At 64.3% G+C, this 14,606-nt stretch carries 11 protein-coding genes; 6 read left to right on the top strand and 5 right to left on the bottom strand.

Annotation, left to right across the window (positions count from 1 at the left end; all coding sequences use genetic code 11):
* The first annotated feature begins 20 nt into the window (after positions 1-20).
* From E5X34_RS20660 to E5X34_RS20640, 5 genes are all read left to right on the top strand, one after another.
* The gene (locus tag E5X34_RS20660) at positions 21-1,295 is read left to right on the top strand and encodes an ABC transporter substrate-binding protein (protein ID WP_126079956.1); all 1,275 of its coding nucleotides are present in this window, start codon (positions 21-23) and stop codon (positions 1,293-1,295) included.
* A 242-nt stretch (positions 1,296-1,537) separates the two neighbouring features.
* Positions 1,538-2,467 carry a sugar ABC transporter permease gene (locus tag E5X34_RS20655; RefSeq protein ID WP_292568389.1) on the top strand — a complete coding sequence of 310 codons (930 nt, stop codon included), beginning with the start codon at positions 1,538-1,540 and terminating at the stop codon, positions 2,465-2,467.
* Between the two features lie 8 nt (positions 2,468-2,475).
* Positions 2,476-3,315 carry a carbohydrate ABC transporter permease gene (locus E5X34_RS20650; protein ID WP_292568387.1) on the top strand — a complete coding sequence of 280 codons (840 nt, stop codon included), beginning with the start codon at positions 2,476-2,478 and terminating at the stop codon, positions 3,313-3,315.
* Positions 3,312-4,373, top strand: coding sequence for a Gfo/Idh/MocA family oxidoreductase (locus E5X34_RS20645; RefSeq protein ID WP_292568385.1), 1,062 nt, complete (start codon positions 3,312-3,314; stop codon positions 4,371-4,373). The genes E5X34_RS20650 and E5X34_RS20645 overlap by 4 nt, the downstream gene beginning before the upstream one ends.
* Before the next feature lie 15 nt (positions 4,374-4,388).
* Positions 4,389-5,387, top strand: a complete 999-nt coding sequence (locus E5X34_RS20640) for an ABC transporter ATP-binding protein (protein WP_292568383.1) — start codon at positions 4,389-4,391, stop codon at positions 5,385-5,387.
* Positions 5,388-5,591: 204 nt separating this feature from the next.
* Here the strand turns inward: E5X34_RS20640 and E5X34_RS20635 are convergent, their stop codons facing one another.
* The 5 genes from E5X34_RS20635 to E5X34_RS20615 form a co-directional block, all read right to left on the bottom strand.
* Positions 5,592-6,437 carry a fumarylacetoacetate hydrolase family protein gene (locus tag E5X34_RS20635; RefSeq protein ID WP_292568381.1) on the bottom strand — a complete coding sequence of 282 codons (846 nt, stop codon included), beginning with the start codon at positions 6,435-6,437 and terminating at the stop codon, positions 5,592-5,594.
* 173 nt (positions 6,438-6,610) lie between these two features.
* A complete protein-coding gene (locus tag E5X34_RS20630) occupies positions 6,611-7,342 on the bottom strand; it encodes an SDR family oxidoreductase (protein ID WP_292568378.1) in 732 nt (243 codons plus the stop codon).
* Positions 7,343-7,622: 280 nt separating this feature from the next.
* Positions 7,623-9,998 carry an aldehyde dehydrogenase family protein gene (locus tag E5X34_RS20625; protein WP_292568376.1) on the bottom strand — a complete coding sequence of 792 codons (2,376 nt, stop codon included), beginning with the start codon at positions 9,996-9,998 and terminating at the stop codon, positions 7,623-7,625.
* A gap of 241 nt (positions 9,999-10,239) precedes the next feature.
* A complete protein-coding gene (gene deoC, locus E5X34_RS20620) occupies positions 10,240-11,286 on the bottom strand; it encodes a deoxyribose-phosphate aldolase (RefSeq protein WP_292568374.1) in 1,047 nt (348 codons plus the stop codon).
* A 200-nt stretch (positions 11,287-11,486) separates the two neighbouring features.
* The gene (locus E5X34_RS20615) at positions 11,487-12,314 is read right to left on the bottom strand and encodes a ferredoxin--NADP reductase (RefSeq protein ID WP_292568372.1); all 828 of its coding nucleotides are present in this window, start codon (positions 12,312-12,314) and stop codon (positions 11,487-11,489) included.
* A 219-nt stretch (positions 12,315-12,533) separates the two neighbouring features.
* Between E5X34_RS20615 and E5X34_RS20610 the strand changes: the two genes are divergently transcribed.
* On the top strand, positions 12,534-14,606 hold the full coding sequence (locus E5X34_RS20610; protein WP_292568370.1) for a hydantoinase/oxoprolinase family protein: 2,073 nt from the start codon (positions 12,534-12,536) through the stop codon (positions 14,604-14,606).

Raw genomic sequence — 14,606 nt, 5'->3', positions numbered from 1 at the left:
GGTCAACAGGGAGACTGAAGATGAAGACCAAACTACTGACGGCCCTTCTGCTCGGCACAAGCATTCTCGGCACGGGCATCCTCGGCACAACCGGGATGGCTCTGGCCGAGGACGTGACGCTCAACATCGAAAGCTGGCGCGGCGACGACCTGACCATCTGGAAGGACAAGCTGATCCCGGCCTTCGAAGCCAAGAACCCCGGCATCAAGGTGGTGTTCGCGCCCTCGGCCCCGACCGAGTATGACGCAGCACTTGGCGCCAAGCTCGCCGCCGGCTCGGCGGGCGACCTCATCACCTGCCGCCCCTTCGACAAGTCGCTCGAGCTGTTCAAGAAGGGCAACCTTGCCGACATCTCCTCGCTGCCCGGCATGGAGAACTTCTCGCCCGTCGCCAAGGCCGCCTGGCAGACCGACGACGGCAAGTCGAGCTTCTGCGTACCGATGGCCTCGGTCATCCACGGCTTCATCTACAACAAGGACGCCTTCGACAAGCTCGGCCTCAAGGTGCCGACCACCAACGAAGAGTTCTACGCCGTGCTCGACAAGATCAAGGCGGACGGCACCTACATACCGATGGCGATGGGCACGAAGGATCTCTGGGAAGCCGCGACCATGGGCTACCAGAATATCGGCCCGAACTACTGGAAGGGCGAGGAAGGCCGCGCGGCGCTGATCAAGGGCGAGCAGAAGCTGACCGATGCCGACTGGGTCGAGCCCTACAAGGAACTGGCCAAGTGGAAGCCCTATCTGGGCGACGGCTTCGAGGCCCAGACCTACCCGGACAGCCAGAACCTGTTCACGCTCGGCCGCGCCGCGATCTACCCGGCCGGCTCGTGGGAGATCGGCCTGTTCAACACGCAGGCGCAGTTCAAGATGGGCGCCTTCCCGCCGCCGGTGCAGAAGGCCGGCGACACCTGCTACATCTCCGACCATACCGATATCGGCATGGGCCTGAACGCGGCATCGAAGCATCCGGAAGAGGCCAAGAAGTTCCTGTCCTGGGTCGCTTCGCCGGACTTCGCCACCATCTATGCCAACGCGCTGCCGGGCTTCTTCAGCCTGAACTCGACGCCGGTGAAGATGGAAGATCCGCTGGCGCAGGAATTCGTCTCCTGGCGCGGCAAGTGCAAGTCGACGATCCGCTCAACCTACCAGATCCTGTCGCGCGGCACGCCGAACCTCGAGAACGAGACCTGGGTTGAATCGGCCAATGTGATCAACGGCACCGACACGCCGGAAGCTGCGGCCAAGAAGCTGCAGGACGGCCTCGACAGCTGGTACAAGCCGGCGAAGTAAAGTCTCAGGCAACGGGCCGGCCGGGAACATGCCCGGCCGGCATTCGAACAGCTTTTAGATAGCGATTGTCGGTGCAGCCTCCCGGTCTTACCCTCACCTTGCGGGTAAGACGGAGCCGATCTGTCGCTGGCCTTGTCCTACCCCCAGAGGGGAAAGCCAGATCGTGCATCGAGGCATCAGCTAGCATCACCCGAACTGGAACCCAGAGACGGCGGGGAACCGAACTCATGGATACCGAAACCATGGCTGCAGAAACGCGAGCGAAAAGACCGATCCGCTGGCATGTCGGCGTCTTCCTGGCGCCGGCGGTGCTGGTCTACACGGCCTTCATGATCCTGCCGCTGTTCGGCACCCTCCAGCTGTCCCTGTTCCGTAACATCGAGCAGACGCAGGTCTTCGTCGGCCTCGGCAATTTCCGCACGCTGTTCGGCGATCCGAACTGGTCGGTGAATTTCTGGAATGCGCTCAGGAACAATGTCTGGTTCTTCATCATCCACATGCTGGTGCAGAACCCGATCGGCATTCTGCTGGCGGCGCTGCTTTCCAGCCCAAAACTGCGCTTCACCGCCTTCTACCGCACCGCGATCTTCGTGCCGACGATCCTGTCCTTCGTCATTGTCGGCTTCGCCTGGAAGCTGATCCTGTCGCCGATCTGGGGCGTGGCGCCGCATCTGATGGATTTCGTCGGCTTGAAGAGCTTCTTCACGCCCTGGCTCGGCAAGGAGCAATATGCGCTCACCGCGCTCAGCCTGGTCTCGGTCTGGCAGTTCGTCGGCATCCCGATGATGCTGATCTACGCGGCGCTGCTGTCGATCCCGGACGAGGTGATCGAGGCGGCTGAATGCGACGGCGTCACCGGCATGGCGCAGTTCTGGAAGATCAAGCTGCCGCTGATCCTGCCCTCGATCGGCATCATCTCGATCCTGACCTTCGTCGGCAATTTCAACGCCTTCGACCTGATCTATACCGCGCAAGGGGCGCTCGCCGGGCCGAACTATTCGACCGACATCCTCGGCACCTTCCTTTACCGCGCCTTCTTCGGCTTCCAGCTGCAGGTCGGCGATCCGAACATGGGGGCGGCGATCGCCACGATCATGTTCCTGATCATCCTCGCCGGCGTCTGCGTTTACCTGTTCCTCGTGCAGACGCGCCTGCGTCGCTACCAGTTCTGAGGCGCGCCATGAGTACAGCCACACGTTCGCTTCCCCGCACCATCGGCGCGCACGCCATCCTTATCACCTACACGGTGATCGCGCTGTTCCCGGTGATCCTGGTAGTGATGAATTCGTTCAAGTCGCGCGCGGGCATCTTCGGCGCGCCGCTGACGCCGCCGACGGCCAAGACCTTCGACCTGATCGGCTACACCACCGTGTTCGGCCAGGGCGATTTCTTCCACTATTTCCAGAACAGCCTGGTCGTCACCGTCGCGTCGCTGTTCTTCGTCTTGCTGTTCGGCGCGATGGCGGCTTTCGCGCTGTCGGAATACCGCTTCCGCGGCAACACGATGATGGGCCTTTATCTGGCGCTCGGCATCATGATCCCGATCCGGCTCGGCACCGTCGCCATCCTGCAGCTGATGGTGGCGAGCGGGCTGGTCAACACGCTGACGGCGCTGATCCTGGTCTACACCGCGCAAGGCCTGCCGCTCGCCATCTTCATCCTGTCGGAATTCATGAAGCAGGTGTCCAACGACCTGAAGAATGCCGGCCGCATAGACGGGCTTTCGGAGTACACGATCTTCTTCCGGCTCGTGCTGCCGCTGGTGCGGCCGGCGATGGCGACGGTCGCCGTCTTTACCATGATCCCGATCTGGAACGACCTGTGGTTCCCGCTGATCCTGGCGCCGTCGGAAGAGACCAAGACCGTGACGCTCGGCGCGCAGCTCTTCCTCGGCCAGTTCGTCACCAACTGGAACGCGATCCTGGCGGCACTGTCGCTGGCGATCCTGCCGGTGCTCATCCTCTATGTCATCTTCTCGCGGCAGCTGATCCGCGGCATCACCTCGGGAGCCGTCAAGTGAGTTCGCAAAAACCCCTTCGCGTCGTCGTCGCCGGCCTTGGCAATATGGGCCGCAGCCATGCGCTTGCCTATCACACCAATCCCGGCTTCGAGATCGCCGCGCTGGTCAACCGTTCCGACGTGCCGCTGCCGGACGGGCTTGGGCGTTACGGCATCAGACGGTCCTTCGAGGACGCGCTACGCGACGAGAAACCCGATGTCGCCGCGATCGCCACCTATTCCGACAGCCATGCCGACTATGCGGTTCGCGCCTTCGAGGCCGGTTGCCACGTCTTCGTCGAGAAGCCGCTGGCAACGACGGTTGCCGACGCGCAACGCGTCGTCGACGCCGCCAAGGCCAATGGCAGGAAGCTGGTGATCGGCTATATATTGCGCCACCACCCGTCCTGGGTGCGGCTGATCGCCGAGGCGCGCAAGCTCGGCGGCCCCTATGTCTTCCGCATGAACCTCAACCAGCAATCCTCCGGCCACACCTGGGAGACCCACAAGCAACTGATGCAGACGACCTCGCCGATCGTCGACTGCGGCGTGCATTATCTCGACGTCATGCTGCAGATCACCGACGCCAGGCCGGTCGAGGTGCGCGGCATGGGCGTGCGGCTAAGCGATGAAGTTGCGCCGTCCATGTACAATTACGGCCACCTGCAGGTGCTGTTCGAGGATGGCTCGGTCGGCTGGTACGAAGCCGGCTGGGGGCCGATGATCTCGGAGACCGCCTTCTTCGTGAAGGACGTGATGTCGCCCAAGGGCTGCGTGTCGATCGTCATGAAGGAGGGTGTAAAGTCCGACGACATCGACACCCACACCAAGACCTCGACCATCCGGCTGCATAGTGCGGCGACGGGACCCGACGGCAGCTTCGCCAAGGAAGACCAGTTGCTGTCGATGGAAGGCGAGCCGGGCCACCAGGAACTCTGCGACCTGGAGCAGGCCTTCCTGCTCAAGGCCATCCGCGAAAATATCGACCTCACCCGCCACATGGACGATGCCGTGAAGTCGCTCGCCGTCTGCCTCGCCGCCGACGAGAGCGTGCGCAGCGGCAACGCCGTCAAACTCTAGAACAGGAACGAAGCCGTGGGCTCGCTGAAGATCGAGAATGTGAAGAAGGCTTTCGGGCCCGTCGAGGTGCTGAAGGGCATCGACCTCGAGGTGACGGACGGCGAGTTCGTCGTCTTCGTCGGCCCGTCCGGCTGCGGAAAGTCGACGCTGCTGCGCGTCATCGCCGGGCTGGAGGACTCGACCTCCGGCCGCGTGCTGATCGACGGCGCCGACGTCTCGGTCACGCCGCCGGCGAAACGCGGCATCGCCATGGTGTTCCAGACCTACGCGCTCTACCCGCATCTGACGGTGAGGAACAACATGGCGCTGGGCCTCAAGCAGGCCGGCACGCCGTCCGCCGAGATCGAGCGGCGCATCAAGATCGCTTCCGCCATGCTGTCGCTGGAGCCCTATCTCGAGCGCCGGCCGGCGGAACTGTCGGGCGGCCAGCGCCAGCGCGTCGCTATCGGCCGCGCCGTGGTGCGCGAGCCGAAGCTCTTTCTGTTCGACGAGCCGCTGTCGAACCTCGACGCTGCCTTGCGCGTCAACACTCGCCTTGAGATCGCGCAGCTGCACCGGCGGCTCAAGGCGACGATGATCTATGTCACGCACGACCAGGTCGAGGCGATGACGCTGGCTGACAAGATCGTCGTCCTCAATGCCGGCCGCATCGAGCAGATCGGCAGCCCGATGGAGCTCTACAATTCGCCGGCCAACGAATTCGTCGCCGGCTTTATCGGCTCGCCGAAGATGAATTTCATCGACGGCGCCAAGCTGGGCGAAACGGCGAAGACCATCGGCGTGCGGCCGGAGCATCTGACAGTCGATGCGAATTCCGGCGCCTGGAAGGGCACGGTGGTGCATGCCGAGCATCTCGGCGCCGACACCAACCTCTATCTCGACTGCGAGAAGGCCGGGCTGATCACGGTGCGCATTTTTGGCGTGTACAATGCGGAGCCGGGCGCAACGCTTTATGCGACGCCGGATGCGGCGAAAACGTACCGGTTTGGCGCGGACGGGAAGGTGTTGAGGTAAGCGCAGGCTTCCCCTTCTCGCCTTGTGGGAGAAGGTGGATCGGCGCGCAGCGCCGAGACGGATGGGGGGTACTCCAGCGGAATGCGACCTCGAAGACTGAAGGATTCCCGGCGCTTATCCTGCTTCGCCGAGATCCTTCCAACACCCCTCATCCGGCCGCTTCGCGGCCACCTTCCCCCCAAGAGGGGAAGGAGGCGTCTGCGCTTACTCGTCCGCCTTAAAAGTCTGCTTCTGCTGACCCATGCCTTCGATGCCGAGTTCGACGACGTCGCCGGCCTTCAGGAACACCGGCGGCTTCATGCCCAGACCGACGCCGGGCGGCGTGCCGGTGGAGATGATGTCGCCGGGATGCAGCGACATGAACTGGCTGAGGTAGGAGACCAGATATTTCACGCCGTAGACCATGGTCTTGGTCGAACCGTTCTGCATGGTCTTGCCGTTGACGGTCAGCCACATCTTGAGATTCTGCGGATCGGCGACCTCGTCCTTGGTCACCAGCCACGGGCCGATCGGTCCGAACGTGTCGCAGGACTTGCCCTTGGTCCACTGGCCCTGGCGCTCGGCCTGGAAGGCGCGCTCGGACACGTCGTGCGAGACGCAATAGCCGGCAACATAATCCAGCGCGTCGTCCTCGCTGACATATTTGGCGGTCTTGCCGATGACCACGCCAAGCTCGACTTCCCAGTCGGTCTTTTCAGAGCCACGCGGGATCAGCACGTCGTCGTCGGGCCCGACGATCGCCGAGCTTGCCTTCATGAAGATGATCGGCTCCGGCGGCACGGTGGCGCCGGTCTCGGCGGCATGGTCGGAATAGTTGAGGCCGATGCAGATGAATTTGCCGGTGCCCGCGACGCAGGCGCCCAGGCGCGGCCTGCCGGAGACCACCGGCAGCGTCTTGGGATCGAGCTTGGAGAGCATCTCCAGCGAGGTCGGATGAAGCGCCGTGCCGACAATATCAGCGACGTGAGCGGAAAGGTCGCGGATATTCCCATCCGCATCAAGCAGGCCGGGCTTTTCACTGCCAGCTTCGCCATAGCGCAACAACTTCATCTCAACTTTCTCCACCTTGCGGCCAGCGGCCGTTTTCACAAATTCCCGTCAAAGCCAGCGGACCCTAGTCGCCGACCACACCGGCGGCAAGCGAGCCCGCTGCGATGCCGACCAAATCGTCGAGATTTTCAGACGTTTCGATCCGACCAACCCGCCGACTTCGGAGCCTTTCGTCAGATCGACCAGCCGCCGTCGATGTTGTAGGCCTGACCCGACGTGTAGGTGGCGCCGGCCAGATAAACGGCGAGATCGGCGATTTCCTCCGGCGTGCCCAGCCGGCCCATCGGCTGGCGGGCGATGAAAGCGGCGCGGGCAGCCTCGTAGTCGCCCTGCGCATGCATGCGGTCCTGCAGCGACGGGCTTTCGACCGTGCCCGGGCAGATGGCGTTGCAGCGAATGCCCTTGGCGACATAATCGGCGGCAACCGCCTTGGTCAGGCCGACCACGGCCGCCTTGGTCAGCCCGTAGACGAAGCGGTTCGGCACGCCCTTCTGCGAGCTTGCCAGCGAGGCCATGTTGATGATCGAGCCGTCGCCGCGCTCCAGCATGCCTGGCAGCACGGCGCGGATGGTGCGGATCATCGAGCGGACGTTGAGGTTGATCGCGAAGTCGAGATCCTCGTCCTTCATCTCCAAAATGGAGCCGCCATGGACGAAACCGGCGCAGTTGAACAGGACGTCGACCCGGCCGATCTCGGCGAAGGCGGAGGCGACGGCCGCGTCGTTCAGCACATCGAGCTTGCGGGTCTGGATGCCGGGCGTCTTACCCAGTTCGGCCAGCAGCGGCTCGTTGATATCGGTGGCGTGAACGCTCGCGCCTGCCTTGGCGAAAGCCAGCGCGCTCGCCCGGCCGATGCCTTGCGCCGCCGCGGTGACGACGACCACCTTGCCCACCAGATCCGCCATGCTTTCCTCCTCGCCTGCCTGGAGCGTCCGCCTCTATCAATGGCCGGCCCAGGCGTCGTGTGCCAGACAGCAGGCATCGTGCGGTCAGATTTCCGCTTCACAGATAAAGATGTTTTTTCTCGTTAAAGAACATGCATACTAGCGTCAAGCCCGAACGCGTTCACCTTCGCGACAGCTGCTTTAATGCATATAGCCTGCCGCAGCGCAAGGACTTGTACGACAACCGGGCAACAGGTTCCACCGTCCTTGACCATTCAGGCACACCGCGCTTCGGGGGTGATCAGTCGCCGTAGGGCACCCAGACGTTCTTGACCTCAACGGCGCGGCGCAGGAAGGCATCGCCGGCGGTCTCGTCCGACGCCCAGTCGAGCGTGCGGCCATTGCCGGTCCAGACGCGCTTGAGGTTGCCGATCGAATCCGCCTCCGCCCTGGCGCAGGTGTCGGCATCGGCGAACAGCCAGAGCCCGTCGACATCGTCATGCTTGGCCAGCACGCCGGCGAGCTCGGCGCTGCGGCCGGTGACGATGTTGATGGCGCCGGCAGGCAAGTCGGAATATTCGATCACCTGATAGAGGTCGGTAGCCAAAAGCGGATGCCGCTCCGACGGAACCGCGACCACCGTGTTGCCCATGGCGAGCGCCGGCGCGACCAGCGAGATGAAGTTGAGCAGCGGCTGGTTGTCCGGCGCGACGATGCCGACGACGCCGACCGGCTCATGCAGCGCAAGCGTCACGACACGGGCCGGCGGCTGATGGACACGGCCCTCGAACTTGTCGGCGAGGCCGGCATAGAGGAACAGCCGCTCGATCGACTGCTCGACCTCCTCGCGCGCAGCCTTGGCCGTAACGCCCGTCAGCTGAACAAGGCGCGCGGCGAACTCGTCGGCGCGGCCGGACAGGTTCTCGGCGAAATAATAGAGAACCTGGCTGCGGTTATAGGCGGTCGCGTCCGGCCAGGCCTTGCAGGCGCGGGCTGCAGCCACGGCGTCGCGGATGTCCTTGCGATTGCCGAGGCCGACTTCGCCGGCAAGCTTGCCCTTGGCGGTGGCGACAGCCAGAGAATAGTTGCCGTCCGGCCGCGCCTGCTTGCCGCCGATGAACAGCTTTGCGGTGCGGTCGATGGCCGTGCCGTCGGCCTGCTCGACCGGCTGCGCCGAGCCGGCCGCGGCTGGCTTGACGACGGGCCCAACAGGCAGCTTTGCCGCGAGATATTCGAACATGCCTTCGCGGCCGCCCTCACGGCCGAAGCCGCTTTCGCGATAGCCGCCGAAGCCGCAGGCGGCGTCGAACATGTTGGTGCCGTTGACCCATACCACGCCGGCTTTCAGCTGCGGCGCGACATGCAGCGCCAGATTAACGTTCTCGCTCCACACCGAAGCCGCAAGGCCGTAGCGCGTGTTGTTGGCAAGCTCGATCGCTTCCTCGGTGTTGCGGAAGGTCATGGTCGCCAGCACCGGGCCGAACACCTCTTCCTGCGCGAGAATGTTAGCCGGCGAAACAGAAGTCGCCAGCGTCGGCAGGTGATAATAGCCGGAGGACGGCAGCGCGGCGTCCGGCTGCCAGCAGACGGCGCCCTGCTTGGCGCCCTCGGCGATCAGACCCTTGACGCGGTCGAGCTGGGTGCGGTCGACCAGCGGGCCGATATCGGTGTTCTTGTCGAGCGGGCTGCCGACGCGCAGCCGGCTCATCCTGACCTTGACCTTGGCGATGAAGGCTTCCGCGACGCCCTCCTGCACAAGGAGGCGCGAGCCGGCGCAGCAGACCTGACCCTGGTTGAACCAGATGCCGTCGACCAGGCCTTCCACGGCGCTATCGAGATCGGCATCCTCGAAGACGATGAAGGCCGACTTGCCGCCGAGCTCCAGCGACAGTTTTTTCCCGGACCCGGCCGTCGCCTTGCGGATGATCTTGCCGACTTCCGAAGAGCCGGTGAAGGCGATCTTCTGCACGCCCGGATGATTGACAATGGCCGCGCCCGCCTCAGGCCCGCCCTGGACGATGTTGACGACGCCTTTCGGCACGCCGGCACGCTCGCAGATCTCGGCGAACAGGATCGCGGTAAGCGGCGTGAATTCGGCGGGCTTCAGCACCACCGTGCAGCCGGCGGCAAGTGCGGGCGCGATCTTCCAGGCCAGCATCAGCAGCGGGAAGTTCCACGGGATGACCTGGCCGACGACGCCGACCGGCTTGTGGTCGGGAAAATCCTTCTCGAGCGTCTGCGCCCAGCCGGCATGATGGATGAAATGGCGGATCGCCAGCGGCACGTCGATGTCGCGGCTCTCGCGGATCGGCTTGCCATTGTCGATCGATTCCAGAACGGCGAACAGGCGCTGGTGACGCTGCATGGCGCGGCCGATGGCGTAGAGGACTTTTGCGCGGGCGTAGCCGGAGGAAGCCGACCATTTCGGCAGCGCCTTGGCGGCGGCGGTAACCGCGGCGTCGATATCGGCGGCACCGGCATCCGAGATCTTGGCCAGCAGCTTGCCGGATGACGGCTCGCTGGTCTCGAAAATCTTGCCGCCGGCCGCCGCTTTCCAGGCGCCTTCGATGAACAGGCTCTTTGAGAAATCGCGCCCGGCGAGCCAGGCATCCGCCTCGTTGCGGGCTTCCGGCGCCGGACCGTATTCCATGGCGTGATAGCGTTCGAGGATGTTCATGGGGCGCTCCTTCGGGAGGAGATTTCAGGACAAGTAGGTGCTCTACGGCGCCCCCCTCTGTCCTGCCGGACATCTCCCCCACTTGTGGGGAGATTGGCCGTCATCGGCGATTTCGCCAATCGCCAGCGTTGCAGGACTGGAGCGGATAAAGGCGCAAGCTGATCTCCCCCCTTGTGGGGGAGATGTCCGGCAGGACAGAGGAGGGCGCGAAGGAACTCGGCGTTCAAGGCCTTCACTCGCCTCACGCCATCGCGTGGCGATGGTTGGCCGAGTAATGGCCGGTCAAATGATGCTCGAGCTGGCGTTCGATGTCGGTGAGCAGGCTCGACGCGCCGAAGCGGAACAGGTCCGGCTCCAGCCACGGCCGGCCGAGCTCCTCCTTCATCAGCACCAGCCAGTCGAGCGCGACCTTGGCGGTGGAAATGCCGCCGGCCGGCTTGAAGCCGATGAGATAGCCGGTCTCCTCGAAATAGGCGCGGATGGCGCGCACCATGGTGAGGCCGACGGGGAGCGTGGCGTTGACGCTCTCCTTGCCGGTCGAGGTCTTGATGAAATCCGCGCCCGCCATCATCGCCACCATGGAGGCAAGCATGACATTGCGCAAAGTGGCGAGATCGCCGGTGCCGAGGATGACTTTCAGATGCGCATCGCCGCAGGCCGCGCGCATGGCGACGATCTCGTTGAACAGCTCGCGCCATTTGGCGCCGTAGACCAGGCCGCGCGGAATGACGACGTCGATCTCGTCGGCGCCGTCCTTTACCGAAGCCTCGATCTCCTGCAGGCGGGTCGACAGCGGCGCAAGGCCGTGCGGGAAGGCGGTGGAGACGGCGGCGACATGGATGCCGGTGCCGCGCAGCGCGTCGACCGCGGTGGCGACAAAGGGATGATAGACGCAGACCGCCGCCGGACGGATGATTTCGCCCGAGATGCCGAGACCCTCGACGATGTCGCGGCGCAGCGGATTGACCGCCTTGGCGCAGAGCCGGCGCACGCGCTCGTCCGTGTCATTGGAATTCAGCGTGGTGAGGTCCATGCAGGCGATGGCCCGCAGCAGCCAGGCGGCCTGGTTGTCGGCCTTGACCGAGCGCCGCTTGGTCAGCGTCGCGACGCGGCGCTCCAGCGCCGAGCGGTTGACGCTGCGCACCGATTCCAGAAAGCCGAGATCGAGCTTCATGCCGGGGTTGCGGGCAATGCCGTGTTCCAGCGGCAGCGGCGTGTTGGCGGCGGCGCGCGCCGGCAGCGGCATCACCTTGGACGCGCCAGCGCCTGCTTCGCGGATCGTGCTCATCTCCTGCCCTTTCATTCAGCTGCTTACGCCGCTTTTCCTGGTGCGTGTCGTTTTCCCAAAACCGCTCAGCACTTTTGGGCGACACGCACAAGGATAGCCCGTGAAGCGATGCTTCACGAGTCTTTCAAAGGCTCATAGCGGAAAAAGGCCGTCGAGGCAGTAGATTTTTGACCGTATGGTCAAATTGAAATGGCGGCGCCTCAGCCGACGAAGGCGCGCTCGACGACGAAGCTGGCGGGGTGGCTCAAGGAACCTTCCTGGAAGCCGAGGCTTTCGGCGAGTTCCTTGACGTCCTTCAGCATATGCATCGAGCCGCAGATCATGATGCGGTCGGTCTCGGGGTTGAGCTTCTCGATGCCGAGATCGGAATAGAATTTTCCGGAGCCGATCAGCGCGGTGATGCGGCCCATGCGCGCCGATTCCTCGCGCGTCGTCGAATTGTAGAGCGTGACGCGGCCGGCGGTCAGCTCGCCGATCAGGGGATCGCTTTCGAGCGCCGCCACCAGTTCCTGGCCGTAAGTGAGCTCGGCAATGTCGCGGCAGGTGTGGGTGAGGATGACCTGGTCGAACTTCTCGTAGGTGTCGGGATCGCGCAGCAGGCTGGCGAAGGGCGCGATGCCGGTGCCGGTCGAGATCATGAACACGCGCTTGGCGGGCGTCAGCGCGTCGAGCACAAGCGTGCCGGTCGCCTTCTGGCGCATGATGACGGTGTCGCCGACCTGGATCTTCTGCAGCTCGGAGGTGAGCGGGCCATCCGGCACCTTGATCGAGAAGAATTCGAGCTCGTCGTCCCAGGCGGGGCTGGCGACCGAGTAGGCGCGGAAGATCGGCTTCTCGGCATTGGGCAAGCCGATCATGACGAACTCGCCGGAGCGGAAGCGCAGCGACTGCGGGCGGGTGATGCGGAACGAGAACAGCCGGTCGGTGTAATGCTTCACCGATACCAAGGTCTCGGCGTAGACATTGGCCGGGATCGGGAACTGCAGCGGCCTTGCGCCGGCGGTGTTCAACGCGGATGTCGTGTTCATTCCAACCCAACTTTCCGGCCCAGACGCGAGGCCCTGGCGCCAAATTGCTCCCTGCGCCTCCGAACGGTCGGTTCCGACGCGCTTACCGCACAGTGCCAACAGTAGGCCCTTGTGTTGGAAAGTTATTAGTATACAAACGATCTTGCGGTCAAGATCGAGGCGTAAAACGCCTTTCCAAACTGGGACATGTCCGTAGTTTTAGCATTTCGGGTTTCGACAATGGATGAGAAATTTTCGGCGTCGGCGGGAAATGTTGTCGCAGGCATCGATGTCGGCGGGACCTTCACCGACCTCCTTTTGATCGACGGCAAGGCAGGCGGCAAGGTGCATATCGCCAAGACGCCGACCACGGTGGAAAACCAAGCCTTCGGTGTGGTCGCCGCACTTGGCGCCACCGGCTTTCCGATCGACGGCATCGACCTGATCGTGCACGGCACGACGACCACCACCAACGCCGTGCTGGAACGCCGGCTGGCGCGGACCGGCATGATCACCACGCGCGGCTTTCGCGACGTGATCGAGCTTGGCCGCCGCACGAGACCGCAGGCCTATGGCATGACCGGCACTTTTGTCCCCGTCATTCCCCGCGACCTTCGGCTCGAAGTATCGGAACGGGTCGAGGCTTCGGGCGCGGTGCGCATTCAACTCGACGAGGCCGAAATGCGCGATGCCGTGAAGAAGCTGCTCGACGCCGGTTGCGAGTCGCTCGTCATCCACTTCCTGCACTCTTACGCCAATCCGTCGCATGAGCGGCGCGCCGCCGAGATCGCGGCGGAGCTCTGGCCAAACGGACACATCACCACCGGACATGCGCTGCTTTCGGAAGCGCGCGAGTTCGAACGCGGCGTGACGGCCGCCGTCAACGCCTCGGTGCAGCCGATCCTGGAGCGCTATGTCGAGCGGCTGCGCAAGGAGCTTGGCGCGAAGGGCTATGCCCGCGACTTCCTGATCATGAACGGCAATGGCGGCATGATCTCGGCCCGTTTCGTCACGCTGGAATCGGCCAAGACCGTGATGTCCGGCCCGGCCTCGGGCGTGATCGCCGCCGCCTATACGGGCAAGCGCGCCGGCTTCGGCAATCTCGTCACCTACGACATGGGCGGCACCTCGACCGACGTGGCATTGATCCGCAATGCCGAGCCGGCTGTCTCCAACGAGATCGAGATCGAATATGCGATGCCGATCCACGTGCCGATGGTGGCGGTGCATACCGTCGGCGCCGGCGGCGGCTCGATCGCGCGTGTCGACGCGGCGGGGCTGATCCAGATCGGCCCGGAAAGCGCCGGCGCCAATCCCGGCCCAATCTGCTACGGGCGCGGCGGCGAGGAGCCGACCATCACCGACGCCAATCTGGTGCTCGGCCGCCTGGCGCCGAAAAAGCTGCTGGCGGTCGACAATCCGGTCACCGTCGAGCGCGTCACCGGCATTTTCGAGGACAAGATCGGCAGGCGCACCGGCCTTTCCGGCGTCGAGGCGGCGGGCGCCGTTCTGAGACTCGGCAACATGAAGATGGCGGGTGCGATCCGCATGGTGTCGGTCTCGCGCGGCCACGACCCGCGCGATTTCGCGCTGTTCGCCTTTGGCGGCGCCGGCCCACTGCATGCGACGGCGCTTGCCCGCGAACTCGGCCTGCCCAGAGTGTTGGTGCCGGCGCGCCCCGGCATCACCAATGCGCTCGGCTGCGTCGTCGCGGATCTGCGGCATGACTTCGTCAATACGATCAACCAGCCGGTGAAGCTGCTCGACGAGGCTGCGCTTCGTGAGATGTTGGAACGGCACCGTAACGAAGGCGAGGCGCTGATCGCCAAGGAAGCGGTGAAGCCAGACGCGATCCGCGTCACGCATTCCGCCGACATGCAGTTCGTCGGCCAGACGCACATCATCAATGTGCCGCTGCCGTCGTCCTCGGTTTCACGAGAAACGCTGCAGCAATTGTTCGAGAAAGCCTATTTCGCGCGCTTCAAGGTTGAGCTGCCGGAAATCCGCGCCAATCTCGTCAACCTCAACACCTCGGTTACCGGCGTGCGGCCGCAGATCGACCTGTCGCGGCTGATCGACCCGGCGGGCCGCGCGGCGACGCTCGTGGAGGCGCGGCGCGAGATCCGCCCGGTCTGGTATCACGGCACCTGGCACGACACGCCGGTCTATGCCCGCGAAAAGCTGCCGCTCGACGCCGTGATCGAAGGGCCTGCGATCCTGGAGCAGATGGACGCCACCACGGTGCTCGAACCCGGCGACCGGGCGCGCTCGGACGCCGACGGCAACATCATCATCGACATCGGCGAGGCTTGA

Source organism: Mesorhizobium sp. (assembly GCF_004963255.1).
GTDB lineage: Bacteria > Pseudomonadota > Alphaproteobacteria > Rhizobiales > Rhizobiaceae > Mesorhizobium.
Note: the sequence above shows the minus strand (reverse complement) of the source record. Positions and strands in the feature narration are given on the sequence as shown.